The organism is Butyrivibrio sp., from assembly GCF_017940685.1.
In the GTDB taxonomy this organism is placed as follows: domain Bacteria; phylum Bacillota; class Clostridia; order Lachnospirales; family Lachnospiraceae; genus Butyrivibrio.
In genome coordinates this window covers 1-18,028 of sequence record NZ_JAGAYD010000074.1, presented here as the reverse complement: position 1 = coordinate 18,028, position 18,028 = coordinate 1, and the positions used below count along the sequence as shown (strand labels likewise).

16 protein-coding genes and 1 pseudogene are annotated in these 18,028 nt (G+C 42.0%); all 17 read left to right on the top strand.

The genetic code is table 11. The features are described from left to right. A pseudogene (locus J6I68_RS17340) lies at window positions 1–81 on the top strand (F0F1 ATP synthase subunit A); the annotation flags it as partial. Between the two features lie 25 nt (window positions 82–106). After that, on the top strand, window positions 107–325 hold the full coding sequence (gene atpE / locus J6I68_RS05315; RefSeq protein WP_120741957.1) for an ATP synthase F0 subunit C: 219 nt from the start codon (window positions 107–109) through the stop codon (window positions 323–325). Window positions 326–349: 24 nt separating this feature from the next. Continuing rightward, entirely contained in the window at window positions 350–844 is a 495-nt protein-coding gene (locus J6I68_RS05310) for an ATP synthase F0 subunit B (RefSeq protein WP_292218173.1), read from the top strand. Continuing rightward, window positions 837–2,591 carry a F0F1 ATP synthase subunit alpha gene (gene atpA / locus J6I68_RS05305; RefSeq protein ID WP_292218170.1) on the top strand — a complete coding sequence of 585 codons (1,755 nt, stop codon included), beginning with the start codon at window positions 837–839 and terminating at the stop codon, window positions 2,589–2,591. Before J6I68_RS05310 ends, atpA begins: the two co-directional genes overlap by 8 nt. Window positions 2,592–2,593: 2 nt before the next feature. Then, the gene (atpG, locus tag J6I68_RS05300; RefSeq protein ID WP_292218168.1) at window positions 2,594–3,517 is read left to right on the top strand and encodes an ATP synthase F1 subunit gamma; all 924 of its coding nucleotides are present in this window, start codon (window positions 2,594–2,596) and stop codon (window positions 3,515–3,517) included. Window positions 3,518–3,521: 4 nt separating this feature from the next. Next, window positions 3,522–4,913, top strand: coding sequence for a F0F1 ATP synthase subunit beta (gene atpD, locus J6I68_RS05295; protein ID WP_292218165.1), 1,392 nt, complete (start codon window positions 3,522–3,524; stop codon window positions 4,911–4,913). 1 nt (window position 4,914) lies between these two features. Beyond that, entirely contained in the window at window positions 4,915–5,343 is a 429-nt protein-coding gene (gene atpC, locus J6I68_RS05290) for an ATP synthase F1 subunit epsilon (protein WP_292218163.1), read from the top strand. A gap of 20 nt (window positions 5,344–5,363) precedes the next feature. Next, the gene (locus J6I68_RS05285) at window positions 5,364–5,903 is read left to right on the top strand and encodes a hypothetical protein (RefSeq protein WP_292218161.1); all 540 of its coding nucleotides are present in this window, start codon (window positions 5,364–5,366) and stop codon (window positions 5,901–5,903) included. A 32-nt stretch (window positions 5,904–5,935) separates the two neighbouring features. Then, entirely contained in the window at window positions 5,936–6,985 is a 1,050-nt protein-coding gene (locus J6I68_RS05280; protein ID WP_292218158.1) for an acyltransferase family protein, read from the top strand. Then, window positions 6,982–9,423, top strand: a complete 2,442-nt coding sequence (locus J6I68_RS05275) for a homocysteine S-methyltransferase family protein (RefSeq protein WP_292218155.1) — start codon at window positions 6,982–6,984, stop codon at window positions 9,421–9,423. The genes J6I68_RS05280 and J6I68_RS05275 overlap by 4 nt, the downstream gene beginning before the upstream one ends. Window positions 9,424–9,444: 21 nt before the next feature. After that, on the top strand, window positions 9,445–11,079 hold the full coding sequence (ilvB, locus tag J6I68_RS05270) for a biosynthetic-type acetolactate synthase large subunit (protein ID WP_292218152.1): 1,635 nt from the start codon (window positions 9,445–9,447) through the stop codon (window positions 11,077–11,079). Between the two features lie 18 nt (window positions 11,080–11,097). After that, entirely contained in the window at window positions 11,098–11,580 is a 483-nt protein-coding gene (gene ilvN / locus J6I68_RS05265) for an acetolactate synthase small subunit (RefSeq protein ID WP_292204275.1), read from the top strand. A gap of 255 nt (window positions 11,581–11,835) precedes the next feature. Continuing rightward, the gene (gene ilvN / locus J6I68_RS05260; protein ID WP_292218149.1) at window positions 11,836–12,351 is read left to right on the top strand and encodes an acetolactate synthase small subunit; all 516 of its coding nucleotides are present in this window, start codon (window positions 11,836–11,838) and stop codon (window positions 12,349–12,351) included. Between the two features lie 43 nt (window positions 12,352–12,394). Further along, on the top strand, window positions 12,395–13,423 hold the full coding sequence (gene ilvC / locus J6I68_RS05255) for a ketol-acid reductoisomerase (RefSeq protein ID WP_292218145.1): 1,029 nt from the start codon (window positions 12,395–12,397) through the stop codon (window positions 13,421–13,423). Window positions 13,424–13,516: 93 nt separating this feature from the next. Next, window positions 13,517–15,949: a YfhO family protein gene (locus tag J6I68_RS05250; RefSeq protein ID WP_292218141.1), complete on the top strand. Its 2,433-nt coding sequence runs from the start codon at window positions 13,517–13,519 to the stop codon at window positions 15,947–15,949. Between the two features lie 90 nt (window positions 15,950–16,039). Beyond that, window positions 16,040–17,311: a 3-isopropylmalate dehydratase large subunit gene (leuC, locus tag J6I68_RS05245; protein ID WP_292218140.1), complete on the top strand. Its 1,272-nt coding sequence runs from the start codon at window positions 16,040–16,042 to the stop codon at window positions 17,309–17,311. 10 nt (window positions 17,312–17,321) lie between these two features. Next, the gene (leuD, locus tag J6I68_RS05240) at window positions 17,322–17,813 is read left to right on the top strand and encodes a 3-isopropylmalate dehydratase small subunit (protein ID WP_292218139.1); all 492 of its coding nucleotides are present in this window, start codon (window positions 17,322–17,324) and stop codon (window positions 17,811–17,813) included. Window positions 17,814–18,028: the final 215 nt, after the last annotated feature.

The following is an 18,028-nucleotide window of genomic DNA, read 5'->3' as shown; positions in this document are numbered from 1 at the left end:
TTTGATCTTTTTGACGGTGCCATTCAGGCTTATGTATTTTGCTTTTTGACATCGCTTTACATAAAAGAAGCAGTGGAATAATAAACATTTTAAGGAGGTTTTATCTATGAGTTTAACAGCACTTGGAGCAGCTATTGCTGCATTCACCGGAATTGGAGCAGGTATTGGTATCAGCATTGCCACAGCTAAGGCTACTGATGCAGTAGCTAGACAGCCTGAGGCAGATGGCAAGATCATGAAGCTCCTTCTTCTTGGATGTGCCCTTGCAGAGGCTACAGCTATTTATGGTTTCGTTATTGCTATCATGATCATTCTTTTCTCATAAGAAACGTTATAAAAGGGGTTAATCGTGTTAAACATAAGCGTAGTTAACATAGTATGTACAATATTAAATCTTCTGATCCTTTACATCGCTTTTAAAAAGCTCCTCTTTGGCAGGCTTGATGAGATATTAAAAAAACGCCAGCAGGAAATTGATGAAGCTACAGACGCTGCTGACAAGGCCATTGCAGAAGCCAAGGCCAGCAAAAAGGAATACGAAGAGAAGATTTCTTTTGCGGAAGAAGAAAAAGAACAGATCCTTGCTGATATTAAAAAGCAGGGCTACGAAGAGTACGAAAAGATCGTTGATGACGCCAAGAAAAAGGGCGAACAGATCATCACTGAAGCTAAACACAACGCTGAGGTTGAGGCCTACAGAACAAGAGATAAATATGCTGCAGATATCAAGGATATGGTAATTGATGCTGCATCCAAGATTGCGGCAACCAAGCACAGTACGGAAGATGACCTTAGCCTTTACGACAAATTTATTGACGAGGCGGTATCTAGTAAGAATGGATAAGAATCTTAAGGCTCTTTTGCGATATGCTGCCACAGCGCCTACGGCAGATCAGCTGGAAAAGATAAGAAAAATCCTTGCTGATAAACTTGATGCTCCAGATATTGAAATAGAGTGCGTTCATGACGAGACAGTCAAGGGCGGATTCATTGTTTCATGTGGCAATTTTGAGTATGACTGGAGTGATTTTGGAAGAACCAGACAGCTTCGCGCTGAGCTTAATGAAGTTCAAACTAAACATGGCGATATCGATCCAAGCCAGATAATCTCCATGTTAAAAGAGAAGGTGGAAGACTTTGAGCTTTCCACCAAGGACAGAGAGGTTGGAACTGTAATCTGGGTAGGAGATGGAATCGCCAATATTGAGGGAATAGACCACGCTTTTTACGGTGAGATCATCGAGTTTGAGGACGGTACCAAGGGTATGGTCCAGGATATCAGGGATGATCATGTTGGCTGTATTTTGTTTGGTAACGACAGTGGCATCAGACAGGGCAGTAGGGCCGTAAGAACCTACAAAGAGGCCGGGATTCCCGTTGGTGAAGCTTTTATCGGAAGAGTTGTAGATGCCCTGGGAGCGCCTCTTGATGGTCAGGGTGATATCAAAGCCTCTGGATTTAGTCCGGTAGAGAGACCTGCGCCAGGCATCATTGAGAGGCAGTCAGTTAACGAGCCTATGGAGACAGGTATTTTGTCAATCGATACCATGTTCCCAATTGGAAGAGGTCAGAGAGAGCTTATTATTGGTGACAGACAGACTGGTAAGACATCAATTGCTCTCGACACCATCATCAACCAGAGGGGCAAGGGAGTTATCTGCATCTATGTAGCTATTGGACAGAAGGCTTCTACTGTAGCCCAGCTCTATCAGACATTAAAAAAGAACAGGGCCATGAAGTACACCATAATTGTCAGTTCCACAGCATCTGACATGGCTCCGCTTCAGTATATAGCACCATATTCAGGAACGGCACTGGGAGAATATTTTATGCGTCAGGGCAAGGATGTGCTCATTGTCTATGATGACCTTAGTAAGCACGCTGTAGCCTACAGAGCTCTTTCACTTCTTCTTGAGAGAAGTCCTGGAAGAGAAGCATATCCTGGAGATGTATTCTATTTGCACTCAAGGCTCCTTGAGAGATCAAGTAAGCTTTCTTCAGAACTTGGAGGTGGCTCTATGACAGCCCTTCCAATTATAGAGACACAGGCTGGTGACGTTTCTGCGTATATTCCAACCAACGTTATCTCTATTACAGATGGACAGATATTCCTTGAGAGCGATCTGTTCTTTGAGGGTATGAGACCTGCTGTAAATGTAGGACTTTCAGTATCCCGTGTAGGTTCGGCAGCTCAGACCAAGGCCATGAAAAAGGCTGCAGGAAGCATAAGAGTAGACCTTGCCCAGTACAGGGAAATGGCTGTATTTACTCAGTTCTCATCAGACCTTGATGATACAACGAGAAACCAGCTCAATCATGGAAGCATACTTATGGAGCTTCTTAAGCAGCCCCTTGAGCATCCGCTTTCCATGCATCAGCAGGTAATAATCCTTGTGACAGTAGGTGCAGGCAGAATGGACCATGTACCTGTAAAAGAGGTTAAGAGCTACAAGGCAAAACTACTTAAGTTCTTTGAAACAGAGCACAGCGATCTTTGCGAAGAACTTGAAAAGAGCGGAGAACTGCCTGATCAGTTAAAGAAGAGGATCCTTGATCTGGCTGATGAGTTCAATGAAGCAGAAGGAATTTAATTTTGGCTAATATCAAAGAAATCAGAGATAGAATTGAAAGTGTTGGGGACACCATGAAGATCACCAATGCCATGTATCTCATTTCATCGACTAAGCTACGGAAAGCAAGGAAGATGCTTACAGATACAGAACCTTTCTTTTTCTCTACTAAGGCCATGATAGAGCGTGTTGTATCGCACCTTCCAGAGGGCACCAAGAATATCTTTTTGGAAACGAGAAAAGATATTCCTGAGAGTGAGAGAAAGAGAGGCTATATCATCTTTACAGATGATAAAGGTCTTGCTGGTGCCTACAATCACAATGTACTTAAGCTTGCAGAAGAGCACATCCACGGAGATGGTGATAAATGGAAACTCTTTGTTATAGGTGAACTTGGACGTTTCCACTTTACCTCAAGGAATATGGATATTGAGGAGTCCTTTATGTTTACTTCTCAAAATCCTACCCTCCACAGAGCCAGGAAGATCGCAGCAGAGATCTTGGAGTATTACTATGACCGCAAGATCGATGAGTTTTATGTGATCTATACAACTATGAAGGGGGCAACCTGTGAAGCCAGGTTTGAAAAGCTCCTTCCCCTTGATTTTATTGAAGAGATCAGAAAGGACGCTCCGCCGCCAGGTATCATGCTGGAGGAGTTTTTGATGGAGCCAAGTCCTTCAGCTATTTTGGATAACATTGTTCCGAACTATGTAACCGGATTTATATATGGCGCACTGGTTGAAGCCTTCTGCAGTGTTCAGAGTTCAAGAATGCAGGCAATGGACAATGCCAACAAGAATGCTGAAAAGATGATATCTGAGCTCAAAAAGAGCTATAACAGGCAGAGGCAGGCTCAGATAACCCAGGAGATCACAGAGGTTGTCAGCGGAGCCAAGGCTTTAAAAAGGAGCCGAGAGGCCAAAGCTAAAAAAGTAAGAGGATAGCAAATTGGAAAAGGGCAAGATATTGCAGGTCATGGGACCTGTTGTAGACGTAAAATTTGAAGATGGTGATCTTCCTTATATCAACGATGCCTTAGAGGTGTACCCGAGAGGACACAAGCGTGTCATGGAAGTTGCACAGCATATTGGTGACGACACAGTCAGATGCATCATGCTTTCCCACTCAGAGGGTCTTGCTAAGGATATGGAAGTAAAAAGAGCCGGAGGACCCATAAGTGTACCGGTAGGACCACAGGTTCTTGGAAGACTCTTTAACGTCCTTGGAGATCCCATCGATAATAAAGGCGAAGTTGAATCCAAAGAAAAGTGGCAGATTCACAGAGAGGCACCAAGCCTTATGGACCAGAGCCCTGTAGTTGAGGTTTTGGAGACAGGAATTAAGGTAATAGATCTTTTAGCTCCCTATGCCAAGGGCGGTAAGATAGGTCTTTTTGGAGGAGCTGGTGTTGGTAAGACAGTGCTTATCCAGGAGCTTATCCAGAACATTGCCACTGAGCACGGTGGATATTCCATATTTACCGGTGTCGGTGAGCGTTCAAGAGAAGGCAATGACCTTTACACAGAGATGTCTGAATCTGGAGTTATAGACAAGACAGCCCTTGTGTTTGGCCAGATGAATGAACCGCCGGGAGCCAGAATGAGAGTAGCAGAATCTGGTCTCACCATGGCTGAATATTTCAGGGATGTGGAGCATCAGGACGTTCTATTGTTCATTGATAATATTTTCAGATTTGTTCAGGCTGGTTCAGAGGTTTCATCGCTTCTTGGAAGAATGCCTTCTGCTGTTGGATATCAGCCAACATTGGCAACTGATCTTGGTATGCTCCAGGAGAGGATCACATCTACAAGGTTTGGCTCTGTAACCAGTGTACAGGCTGTATATGTACCTGCAGACGACCTTACAGATCCTGCACCTGCTACAACCTTTGCTCACCTTGATGCAACTACGGTTCTTTCCCGTAAAATCGTTGAGCAGGGTATTTATCCGGCTGTTGATCCCCTTGAGTCTTCAAGCCGTATCCTGGAAGAGGATATTGTTGGTAAGGATCACTACGATACAGCCATGAAGGTTCAGGAGATCCTTCAGAAGTACAAAGAGCTTCAGGACATCATCGCCATCCTTGGTATGGAAGAACTTTCTGACGAGGATAAGATGACAGTTCACAGAGCCCGTAAGATACAAAGGTTCTTATCACAGCCTTTCCATGTAGCTGAACAGTTTACCGGTCTTCCAGGCAAATTCGTTCCGCTTTCTGAGACGATAAAGGGCTTTAAGGCAATTGTAAATGGTGAGATGGACCATTATCCAGAGGCTGCCTTCTTTAACGTTGGAACTATAGATGAAGTAATTGAGAAGGCCAAACAGATAGAGGCTTAATATGAGTGAGCAACTGGCAAAGACCTTTCACCTGCAGGTGATTTCAGTTAATGGAATATTTTATGATGATGAGGCCATTGAGATAATAGTTCCCTGTGATGACGGAGAACTTGCTATTTTGGCTGGCCACGAGGAGATGATCCTTGCTATCTACGAGGGCATCATCAAGATCAAAAATCCAAAAGGGGATTGGATAATAGGTGTCGTAAGTATTGGCTCCGTTCAGGTTACAGTTGATAACAGATGCATAGTTCTTGTTAATACGGTAGAAAGACCTGAAGACATCGACAAACGAAGGGCGCAGGAAGCCTATGAGTTTGCTATGGAGCACCTGATGCAGAAGCAGTCTATAAAAGAGTTTAAGAAATCCCAGGCGGGACTTGCAAGAGCCCTTACACGACTTAAGGCTGCATCAAAATATCAAGATTAAAAGAAAAGTTGGTGGATGTTTTGTTTTCAAATAAGAGAATTATTAAGTATTTAAGCAGAGCTTGTGCGTTAGCTCTTTTATGCGCGTTTGTAACAGCATGTGGCAAGCAGGCAGATCCAAAGCTTGAAAGCTACAAAGAGAGTATGACAGAGTTCTATAACAAGTTATCTGAGTATGACAGTTCAATCAATTCAATCGATCCGGACTCAGAAACTGCAGGAGATGAGCTTTTAGTTGTTCTTGATGAGATGAATGAAACCTACAAGAACATGGCAGCAATCGAAATACCTGAAGAGTTTTCAGGAATATCTGATATTGCAGTAGAGGCTGCTGACTATATGGACAAGGCCAATGAATTTTATCATCAGGCTTATGACGGGGACTTTGATTCAGACAGCGAGATGCTGGCAAGCCAGTACTACCAGAGAGCCAACGACAGAGTTCTTATAATGCTCCAGGTCCTTCACGGACAGGTTCCGGAAGGCGAGGGCATTACGGTAGAAACTGAAAGTACATATGAAATATCAACAATTGATGATGAAAGCACTGATGGTGAGTGATCAGTGCTTCATCTTTTATGAGGAGTAATAAATTGGGAAAGCCAGCTGAAAACCGCTTTATTTATGCCATAAAGTTCATAGCGTGCATTTTTATTGTGACTACTCATGCAAGATTTAACGGACCTTTGTGGAATATTGTTTTTGCCATAGATCATTGCTGTGTGCCATTCTTTCTAGCTGTTTCAGGTAGATTTCTTTTGTATAACCGCGGAATGAGTAACATCTATGACACTGCAACCATAAGGCTTAAGACAAAAAATTCTCTCTTAAGGCTTCTTAAGATCACAGGTGTTGTTTACCTTGTTCATCTTATCTTTTCGTTTTGCTTTTATATGGTGAAGGGCTCATCTGTAATAGAGTGGCTTACCATGAAGTTTAATCTTCATGAGGCAAGCATATTCTTTGTATTTAACTCGGGAAGATTCATATATGACGGATCCTACGTCTATGATCACCTTTGGTATCTGTTTGTTATGATCTACGTCTATATACTGATCTATATATTTGCACCGGTTCTTAGAAAATGGTATAAGGGCCTTATTGTGATCCTTCTTTGCCTTCTCTTTATCGGTGAATATTTCCAGATATTTTATCCGATACGGCCATTTGGCATCAATATTTCCACCTGGTATGTTCTGAGAAACTGGCTGTTTGTAGGTATCCCATTTGTACTTATTGGAATCCTTTTTAATGATTATGTATATAAAAAGGGCGATATAAGTGGAATGAAGATCCCGGCCATTGTCATGACTGTTGGCGGAATAATATCAAGCTACATTGAGCTTCTTATCTTTGGCGGTGAGAATTACATCTATTTTGGATCAATAATTACAGCAGTAGGACTGCTGTTCCTTTCAGAATGTAGTTCGTATAAGGGATGGATCCTTTATACACTGGGTAAAAAATCTTCATCAAATATCTACTTTTACCACGTCCTTATAATTGCTGTTTTGGATATAATGGCACAGAATGGTTTGATACCATGGTCCGTTATGGCATTTAAACCTGTTCTTGTGATGATCATATGCTTTGTGTTATTTTGTATTAAACCACTTATTGAGTATAGGAAGAGAAATTCGTGAACAGAACTGAGTTTTTAAATTTTTGTAAAGACAGGATAGTATTTTTGGATGGTGCAACAGGCAGTAACCTGATGAAAGCTGGAATGCCTGCAGGAGTATGCCCTGAGAAATGGATACTTGAACACAGACAGGTCATGAAAGACCTTCAGAAAGCCTACGCTGATGCAGGCTCTGATATAGTCTATGCCCCGACTTTTACAGGTAACAGAATCAAGCTATCTGACTACGGGCTTTCAGAAGACATTGTTTCCATCAATTCAGAGCTGGTGAGCCTTTCAAAGGAGGCTGTTTGTGGCAAAGCGCTGGTTGCTGGTGACATCACCATGACTGGAAAGCAGCTTAAGCCCATTGGAGACCTTGATTTTGAGGAGCTTATTGATGTCTATAAAGAGCAGATAAAGATACTTGTTGATGCGGGATCTGACATCCTTGTAGTGGAGACTATGATGAGTCTTCAGGAGTGCAGGGCTGCCCTTATTGCTGCAAAAGAGGTATCGGATATTGCAGTTATCGTAACCCTTACATTTGAACCGGATGGTAGAACTCTTTTTGGCTCTGATCCTGAATCTGCAGCCATAACCCTTGAGGCCCTGGGAGCTGCTGCCATTGGCGCAAATTGTTCCACAGGTCCCGACAGGATGGAAGACATCATCAGCAAGATGGCTTCAGTTACAAGTATTCCTGTTATTGCCAAGCCAAATGCCGGACTTCCAAGTGTTGATAGTGAGGGAAACACTGGCTATGACATGGATGCTGATGTTTTTACCAGGGAGATGAAAAGACTTCTTGATAAGGGCGCATCCATAATAGGCGGATGCTGTGGAACAACACCTGAGTTTATAAATAAGATCCACGAGGCTTATAAAGACTATGCTCCTGCAACTGATATTCCAAGGAAAATGGCTGGAAGACGGTACCTTTCCTCAGATAGAAGAGCACTTGCTTTTGACCTGGATGATCTGTTTATGATCGTTGGAGAAAGGATCAACCCCACAGGTAAAAAGAAGCTTCAGGCTCAGCTACGGGAAGGAAATCTTGACCTTGTCAGTGAGTTTGCTGAGAGCCAGGAAAAGGACGGTGCGTCAATCCTCGACATCAATGTTGGTATGAGCGGCATTGACGAAAAAGAAATGATGCTGACGGTTCTTTCTGAAGTTTCCGGAATAACAGATCTGCCACTTTGCATAGATACTTCAAGTGCTGAGGTCATGGAGGCAGCTCTTCGGATTTACCCTGGAAGAGCACTTATGAATTCAATTTCTCTTGAAAAGGGTAAAGCTGAAGAATTCCTTCCCCTTGCGAAAAAGTATGGAGCTATGTTCGTTCTTTTGCCCCTGAGTAAGGAAGGTCTTCCCAAGGACCTTGATGAAAAGATAAACAATATAAATGAACTTTATAAAATGGCTTATTCACAAGGACTTACCAAGGAAGACATTGTTGTTGATGGACTGGTTGCAACTGTTGGAGCTGATCCTAAGGCAGCCATCAATACTTTAGATACAATAAGCTATTGTCATGATAATAGCTTTGCTACAATTTGCGGACTTTCCAATATCTCTTTTGGACTGCCAGAGAGAATGAATGTAAATACAGCATTCCTTACCATGGCAATTTCAAAGGGACTTACAATGGCAATTGCCAATCCTTCACAGGAAATGCTGGTAAATGCTGCCTTTGCATCAGATCTTTTGAGAAACAAAGAAGGGGCTGATGGCAGATATATTGAGAGAATGGCAAGATATGCTGAGGGCGATACCAAATCCCAGGGGGAAAAAGTGAGTAATCCTGCCCCTACTTCTGACGGTGATTTTCTTGCTATAATAAAGCAGGACGTCCTTAAAGGAGCCAAGAGATCAATAGAAAAGGATACCCAGAAGGCCATTGACAGCGGAATTGAGCCAAAAGCTATCCTGGATGAGGCTCTTATGCCTGCAATCAACGAAGTTGGTGACTATTTTGATAAGGGCAAATATTTCCTTCCACAGCTTATTGCCGGTGCGGAGGCCATGAAGCTTTCTATCGCAATATTAGAACCCCTTCTTCAGAAGGATAAGAATGATTCTCAAAAGCTTCCTACAGTGATCATTGCTACAGTTCATGGAGATATCCATGACATTGGGAAAAACCTTGTGGCACTGATGCTTAAAAACTACGGCTTTAACGTGATTGACCTGGGAAAGGACGTACCTAAGGAAGAGATTGTAAAAGCAGCTAAGGAAAACGATGCTAAAGTCATAGCTCTTTCTGCACTTATGACAACCACCATGAAAGAGATGAAGAACGTGGTTGAATATGCCAAAAATCAGGGAATCACAGCTAAGATCATCATAGGCGGAGCGGTAGTTACTGAGGATTTTGCTACTGAGATCGGAGCTGACGGATATTCAGCTGATGCTGCAGATGCTGTAAGATTAGTAAAAAAGCTTCTTTTTGAATAAAGTATCTTTGGAGGACATAATATGATCGGAGCAGAGGCTATTGTAAAATGCCTTGAAAAGGAAAATACTGAGGTTATCTTTGGATATTCCGGAGTTGCCATAGATCCTTTCTGGAACAGCATTCTGGATACCAAGATTAAAACTGTTCTTATAAGGACAGAGCAAAATGCTGCTCATTGTGCCAGCGGATATGCCAGAATAAGCGGAAAGGTTGGAGTGTGCGCAGTCACATCAGGCCCTGGTGCCACAAACCTTATCACAGGTATCGCTACAGCCTATGCTGACAGCATTCCAATGATCGCCATAACAGGACAGGTTAACTCTGACATGATAGGCTCAGATGTTTTCCAGGAGGCAGATATTACAGGTGCTGTGGAGTCCTTTGTTAAGTACAGTTATCTGATCAGAAATGTTGATGATATTCCCAGAGTCTTTAAAGAAGCCTTCTTTATTGCAGGCAGCGGAAGAAAAGGACCAGTACTTATAGATATCCCTTACGACATTCAGCTTGCTGAAATGACAACTAAGTTCAGCTATCCTGAATCAATATCAATGAGGTCCTATAAGCCCACAGTAAAGGGAAATATAGTTCAGATCAAAAAAGTCATCAAGGAAGTTGAGAAGGCTAAGCGCCCAATTATCTGTGTTGGCGGCGGCGTTCATTTGAGCGGAGCAACAAACGAACTTGTCAGGTTCGCTGAGCTAAACGATGTTCCAGTTGTTTCAACCATGATGGGAATTGGTGTAATGCCAACAGAACATCCATTGTATTTTGGTATGGTGGGTAACAACGGTCAGCCCTATGCAAACAGGGCCATGAATGAGTCTGATCTTCTTTTGATGGTAGGCGCCAGAGTGGCTGACAGGGCAGTTAACAGACCAGATCTTATTACAGAAAACAAAGTAATGGTACACATAGATGTAGACCCTGCAGAAATAGGAAAAAATGTAGGACCTACAATACCTCTGGTAGGTGATATCAAGCACATATTTAATGACTTCCTTGAACAGGATGATCATGCTGATGATCACAAGGACTGGATAGCTCTTTTAAACAGCTATAAAGAGGACATGGCTTCTGACAGAGTGCCTGATTATTCAATAGAAGCATATGTTGAACCTAAGGACTTTATTTCAAGGCTCTCAAGAGCCATGAAGGACGATGCTGTTTATGTGGCTGATGTTGGACAGAACCAAATCTGGTCCTGCGCATATCATATAGTTAAAAATGGCAGGTTCCTGACATCAGGAGGAATGGGTACCATGGGCTATTCAATCCCAGCAGCCATGGGGGCCAAGCTTGCTGATAACAAGAAACAGGTTGTAGCTGTAATTGGAGATGGAGCCTTCCAGATGAGCATGATGGAACTTGCAACCATGCGTCAGTACAGGATTCCAGTTAAGATCGTTGTTCTTAAAAATGGCTTCCTTGGAATGGTAAGAGAACATCAGCACTATGCATACAACGATGCCTACTCAATGGTAGAGCTTAAGGGAGATCCAGATCTTTCCCTGATTGCTGCTGCCTATGGCATGGAATATGTTAAGGTTGATGGAAACAGTGACCTTGACGGAGAGCTTGAAGCTTTCCTTAAGGATGATACTTCATCACTTATGGAAGTCAGGATAGACCCAATGGAGCTTACAAAATTCTGATACAAGAAGGAAATGGCTATGAAGAGAATATATTCAGTACTGGTTGAGAACAGGGCAGGTGTACTTTCCAAGGTAGCAGGACTTTTCTCAAGAAGGAATTTTAATATCGATTCAATGGTTGTCGGGGAGACAGCCGACCGAGCTGTGTCCTGTATGACCATTGTCTCTACAGGTGATGAGAGGACCATTGAGCAGATAGAAAAGCAGCTCAATAAGAAGATTGATGTCATCAAGGTTAAGACCTTTAAGGAGAGCATGAGTATCAACAGGGAACTTATGCTCATCAAGGTTAAGTATAACAAGGAAAACCGCAGGGACATTATGGAGAACTGCCAGATCATGAATGCTCAGATAGTTGATATGAGCAAGAACCTTATGATCATTCAGATCTGTGACACATCTGAGAGGATAGAGCTGTTTATTGAGATGCTAAAGAGTGTCAGCATCGTTGAGATTGCAAGAACAGGAACAGTTGCCCTGACCAAATGTAACGAAAACTAAGTGCTGCTAAGGCATTTAGTAAAAGAAAATATCTATACCCAAAACGCTTTAGCACAGTAAAATGATTACAGTTTAAAGTTTAAAAGATATTTTTGTTGACACGGGACCTAAAAGGAGTATAATTTGAATAAATTGATTTAAAAACGGTCTGATTTCATTCAAAATCCTATGAAAAACCGAAAATATTTCAGTTAAAAATATCATACTTTAAAGTGCTAAAGACGGCATGAAATATCTGAGGTTGAGAGGAGATTTATGAGTACAAAACTCAAGAAAAAAGTCTTCCAGCTACTGGTTGACAACAACCCTGGTGTACTTAGCAGGATATCAGGACTATTCTCAAGAAGAGGCTACAACATTGAGAGCATTACGGCCGGTGTTACAGCTGATCCAAGGTTTACCAGGATTACGATTGTGGCTTCTGGCGATGATGTGATACTTGATCAGATTGAGAAACAGGTCAGGAAACTCGTCGATGTAAGAGATATCCATGAACTTTTGCCGGATGACTCTGTATATAGAGAACTTGCTATGGTTAAGGTCAGAGCAGAGGCCGATAAGAGACAGAGCATTCTTGCTACAGCCAATATCTTCAGAGGCAATATTGTAGATGTCAGTCCGGATTCACTTATCATTGAGATAACTGGTAGCCAGTCCAAGGTAGATGCATTTTTAAAGCTCCTTGAAGGCTATGAGATATTGGAACTTGCAAGAACTGGTATAGCAGGTCTTGGCAGAGGTACAGATAAAGTCATTTATCTGGACGAATAACTTAGTTACTAATTTAAAAATTCATAATATGGAGGATATTAAAATGTCACAGGAAGCACGTATTTTTTACCAGGAAGATTGTAACTTATCATTACTTGAGGGCAAGACAATTGCTATTATCGGTTATGGCTCACAGGGTCATGCACATGCCCTCAACTTAAAAGACTCAGGTTGCAACGTTATCATTGGCCTTTACGAGGGATCAAAGAGCAAGGCTAAGGCTGAGGCTCAGGGACTTAAGGTTTACAACACCAAGGAAGCTGCTAAGATGGCTGATATCATCATGATCCTTATCAATGATGAGAAGCAGGCTAAGATGTACAAAGAGGACATCGAGCCAAACCTTCAGCCAGGTAACATGCTTATGTTTGCTCATGGCTTCAACGTACACTTTGGTCTTATCAAGGCTCCTAAGGATGTAGACGTAGCTATGATAGCTCCTAAGGCTCCTGGTCATACTGTTCGTTCAGAGTATCAGGCTGGTAAGGGAACACCTTGTCTTGTAGCTGTTGAGCAGGATGCTACAGGTAAGGCTCTTGACCTTGCACTTGCATATGGCGCTGGAATCGGCGGAGCAAGAGCTGGTCTTCTTGAGACAACCTTCAGAACTGAGACAGAGACTGACCTCTTTGGTGAGCAGGCAGTTCTTTGCGGCGGTGTTTGTGCACTTATGCAGGCTGGTTTCGATACACTTGTTGAGGCAGGCTACGATCCAAGAAACGCATACTTTGAGTGCGTACATGAGATGAAGCTCATTGTTGACCTTATTTACCAGTCAGGCTTTGCTGGAATGAGATACTCAATCTCTAACACAGCTGAGTACGGTGACTATGTAACAGGTCCTAAGCTCATCACAGACGAGACCAAGAAGACAATGAAGAAGATCCTTTCAGATATCCAGGATGGAACATTTGCAAAGGAATTCCTTCTTGATATGTCAGAGGCTGGCGGACAGGTACACTTCCAGGCTATGCGTAAGCTTCACGCTGAGCATCCATCAGAGAAGATCGGTGCTGAGATCCGTAAGCTCTACAGCTGGAACAACGAGTCTGATAAGCTTATCAACAACTGATCTCTTCGTTGAAAATGTAAATAAATTAGACTATTATTTAAGAGTGCCAATTTCTTTGGCACTCTTAATTTTCGGGGGAATGAAAAGCCTGCTATGCCAAAAATAACGCTTAAAACAGCATATCTTGAAAAAAGAACAGAAACAAAGAGCTATTATAATCCGCTGTTTATGCTGCTTAGTTCATTCCTTATGTATGTTCTGGCTATTCTGCCTATTCTTGTAAAGAGAGGCCTTCCCTTCTTTTATTATGGAGATTATAACGTTCAGCAGGTTCCTTTTTACATCCTTGCTCATAGGGCTGTAAGGAGCGGAGAGTTTTTCTGGAACTGGAATGTGGATCTTGGCGGCTCTATGGCTGGAGACTTTTCTTTCTATCTGTGGGGAAGCCCGTTCTTTTGGCTCACTGTACCTTTTCCAGAAAGCGCAATTCCTTACATAATGCCATTTTTAATGGCTCTTAAGTATGCTGTAGCAGCAACTCTTGCTTATATCTATATTAAACGCTATGTTCACAAGTATATTTATGCCATGATAGGCGGTTATCTTTACGGCTTTTCTGGCTTTAATGCATGCAATATAGTGTTTAATCATTTTACTGATTCAGTGTGCTTTTTCCCTTTGTTTTTGATCCTTTTTGAAGAACTTATGGAATGTGAGACTTCAGAAAATGGGAAACTAAAGCTGTCAGGAATGTCGCTCGTTAGGTTTACGCTGATGACAGCCTTCATGGCTATCATAAATTATTACTTTTTCTTTGGACAAATACTGTTTCTTGTTATCTATTTTGTTGTCAGGTACCGAAAAGCAGAATCCCTTTACGATTTCTTTATAAGACAGCTAAGACTTATTATTGGTTTATTCTTTGGAGTATTGCTTTCTGGTTTTTTTCTGGTGCCTGCATTTATGGGCATTCATGGAAACTCCAGGCTGGACAATATCATAACCGGCTACAATATGTTTATCTATCCCAGTGGTAAGATGATATGGGATATATTTAAGAGTCTTGTGATGCTGCCAGACATCATTGGCAAGGGAACGCTGTTTTACACAACAACGGTCAAGAACGCATCACTTGCATCATATCTTCCAATGTATGGAATTGCTGGTGTCATAGGCTTTATGCTTTTGAACAGGAAAAAGAAGAACTGGGAAAAGACTCTGACGATCTTGTTTCTGATAATAGCAGTCATTCCGGTTTTGAATTCGGCGTTTTCTCTGTTTAACACTTCTTACTACGCAAGATGGTTTTATATACCAGTTTTATTTATGTGCCTTGAAACAGCGCAGATTGCTGAAAGAGGCAAGAGCATACAGCTTAAAAAAGGCGTTGCTATCGAAGTTTTGTGTTTCCTTTTCTTTGTGCTTGTGTATTTTCTGCCCAGCACAGATGAAAATGGGGAGATCTCGATGTTTAAAATGACCGAGAACTCATCCATTTTCCTAAGGGACGTTCTTTTTACCGGGCTTTTGCTTCTTTTCCTTATTGTGTCGGTATTTCTTTTGCCCAAAATGAAAAAGGTAAGGGATGTGATAATCCTTGCATTTGTGATGATATCCTGCATCATATCTACTTATGTGCCTGTCAAAAATGGTAGCTCTATCATAAGCGACACGGGAAAAGAGATGTGGCAGGAGCAGATGCTCTACAACAAGGTGGAAGTAGATATGTCGCAGTTTTTGCGAGGAGAAGTTGACTCTACCTCCACCAATTACGACATGGTCTGGGGGATACCGTCTATACATTGCTTTTTAAGCACTGTTCCAGCGCCTATCTTTGACTTTCTTGAAGGAACCCTGGGCATTACGAGGACAGTTGAAACAAATATCCCAGTGGAAAGAGCGGGAGTAAGGGCAATCCTTTCAGCAAAATACTATTTTGAGAATGCCATAATCAGCAAAAACAGGGTCTATTACAATGACGAAGGCACTGATGGCTATGTCTATGTGGATACTCAGGATGGATTTGACATATTTGAAAACACTAACTATATCCCCATGGGATTTACATATGATTACTATATTACAGAGTCTGAGTGGGAGGACCTTGAGCCTAAAGAGCATGATCTAGACCTTTCAAAGGTTTTGATAATCTCAGATGATGACGCCATAAAGCTTATGGGAAGCCTTGATATGGTTGAGCTTTCAGCTGAGGACATTATTGAAAACCCGCTAAATTACTATGAGTTTACAGGCGAATGCGCGAAAAGATCTCAGGGCGCATGCACAAGTTTTGAACCTGATACTAAGGGCTTTAGCGCAGTTACTGGTGATGTCAAAGGAGATAAGCTTTTGTTTTTCTCTGTTCCAAAGGTAAAAGGATTTAGCTGCACTGTTGACGGAGTATCTACCCCGATCTATACAGCTGACTATGGGCTTATGGCTATTCCGGTATCCGAGGGAGTGCACAATATCAGAGTAACATACAGGCAGGAAGGTCAGGCTGTTGGTATCATATGCACCTTAGCAGGCATGGCATCTATTGCCGGTTATTTGAGAATGTTAAAAAAAGTCAAGAAAAACGATTAAATTTGTTATGTTGTTTGCTGCATAGACAGCATGTTATATTTACTATTATCTAATTGATAATAATTAAGAAATGGTAAGGAGAGATACGGTATGAGTGGAATGACCATGAGCCAGAAGATTCTTGCACATCACGCAGGACTTTCACATGTTGATGCAGGACAGCTTATTGAGGCAGATCTGGATCTTGTTCTTGGAAATGATATTACAAGTCCGGTAGCCATTGGCGAGATGAAGAAATTCACAAAGGGCGGAGTTTTTGATAAGGACAAGATTGCACTTGTTCCTGACCACTTTGTTCCCAATAAGGACATTAAGTCAGCAGAGAACTGCAAGTGCGTACGTGAATTTGCAAAGAAGAACGAAATAACTAACTACTTTGAAGTTGGACAGATGGGTATTGAGCATGCTCTTTTACCAGAAAGAGGACTTACAGTGCCTGGAGACCTTATAATAGGTGCTGATTCACATACCTGCACATATGGAGCTCTTGGAGCATTTTCTACAGGTATCGGATCAACTGACATGGCTGCAGGAATGGCCACTGGAAAAGCCTGGTTTAAGGTTCCTTCAGCAATAAAGTTTAACATTGTTGGCAAGCCTTCCAAGTGGATTAGTGGTAAAGATGTTATCCTTCACATCATTGGACTTATTGGAGTTGATGGAGCACTCTATAAGTCAATGGAGTTTGTAGGTGAAGGAATTAAGAATCTTTCCATGGACGATAGATTTACAATTGCCAATATGGCCATTGAAGCAGGCGGAAAAAACGGAATCTTCCCTGTTGATGAGACCGCTATAGAGTATCTTAAGGAGCATGCTAAAGGAAAGAAATACGAGATCTATGAAGCTGATGAGGACGCTGTGTATGATGAAGAGTACACCATTGACCTTGGAAGTCTTAAGTCAACTGTTGCATTCCCGCATCTTCCTGAAAATGCACACACCTTTGATGATATTGGTGATATAAAGATTGACCAGGTAGTTATAGGTTCATGTACCAATGGAAGACTTGATGACCTTAGATGTGCTGCAAAGATCCTTGAGAACAGGCATATTGCAGAAGGTATGAGATGCATTGTGATCCCTGCAACTCAGAAGATTTATTTGCAGGCAATGGAAGAGGGGCTTCTTCGTACGTTTATCGAAGCAGGGGCCATAGTTTCAACTCCAACCTGTGGACCATGTCTTGGCGGATATATGGGAGTTTTGGCTTCTGGCGAGAAGTGCGTCTCCACAACTAACAGAAACTTTGTTGGCAGAATGGGAGCCATTGATTCTGAGATCTATCTGGCTTCTCCTGCAGTTGCAGCAGCCAGCGCAGTTACTGGAAAACTATCACAGCCATCAGAGCTTGGACTTTAAGGAGGAAGAAATGAAAGCTGCAAAAGGAACAGTTTTTAGATATGGAGACAATGTAGATACAGACGTTATCATTCCTGCAAGATATTTAAACAGCACTGATCCAAAGGACCTTGCTGCTCATTGCATGGAAGACATTGATAAGGAGTTTGTGAATAAGGTACATGCTGGAGACATCATAGTGGCTGATAAGAACTTTGGCTGCGGATCATCCAGAGAGCATGCGCCAATTGCTATCAAAGCTGCAGGAGTTTCCTGTGTTATAGCTAAGAGCTTTGCAAGGATCTTTTACAGAAACTCGATAAACATCGGTCTTCCCATCATTGAATGTGAGGATGCACCAGACAATATTAAGGCGGGAGATGTTGTTTCGATCGACTTTGATTCTGGTCTCATAACAGATGAGACAACAGGAAAGACCTTTAAGGGTCAGGCATTTCCTCCTTTCATGCAAAAGATAATCGATTCTGAAGGACTTGTTAACTACATCAATTCAAAAGAGTAATTTTACGCCACAGCATACCTATTGCTGTGGCGTTATTTTTGCAAATGTATTATTATAATAAGGTATGTAAATTGATTGGAGGAATGTATGGGAAGGCTATTCTGTGTTATACCCTGTTATAATGAGCAGGAGGTTCTGCCAGAAACTTCAAGTCGCATTCGCGACAAGCTTTTAGACCTTATATCTAAAAATAAAATAGACAGCGACTCAAGGAT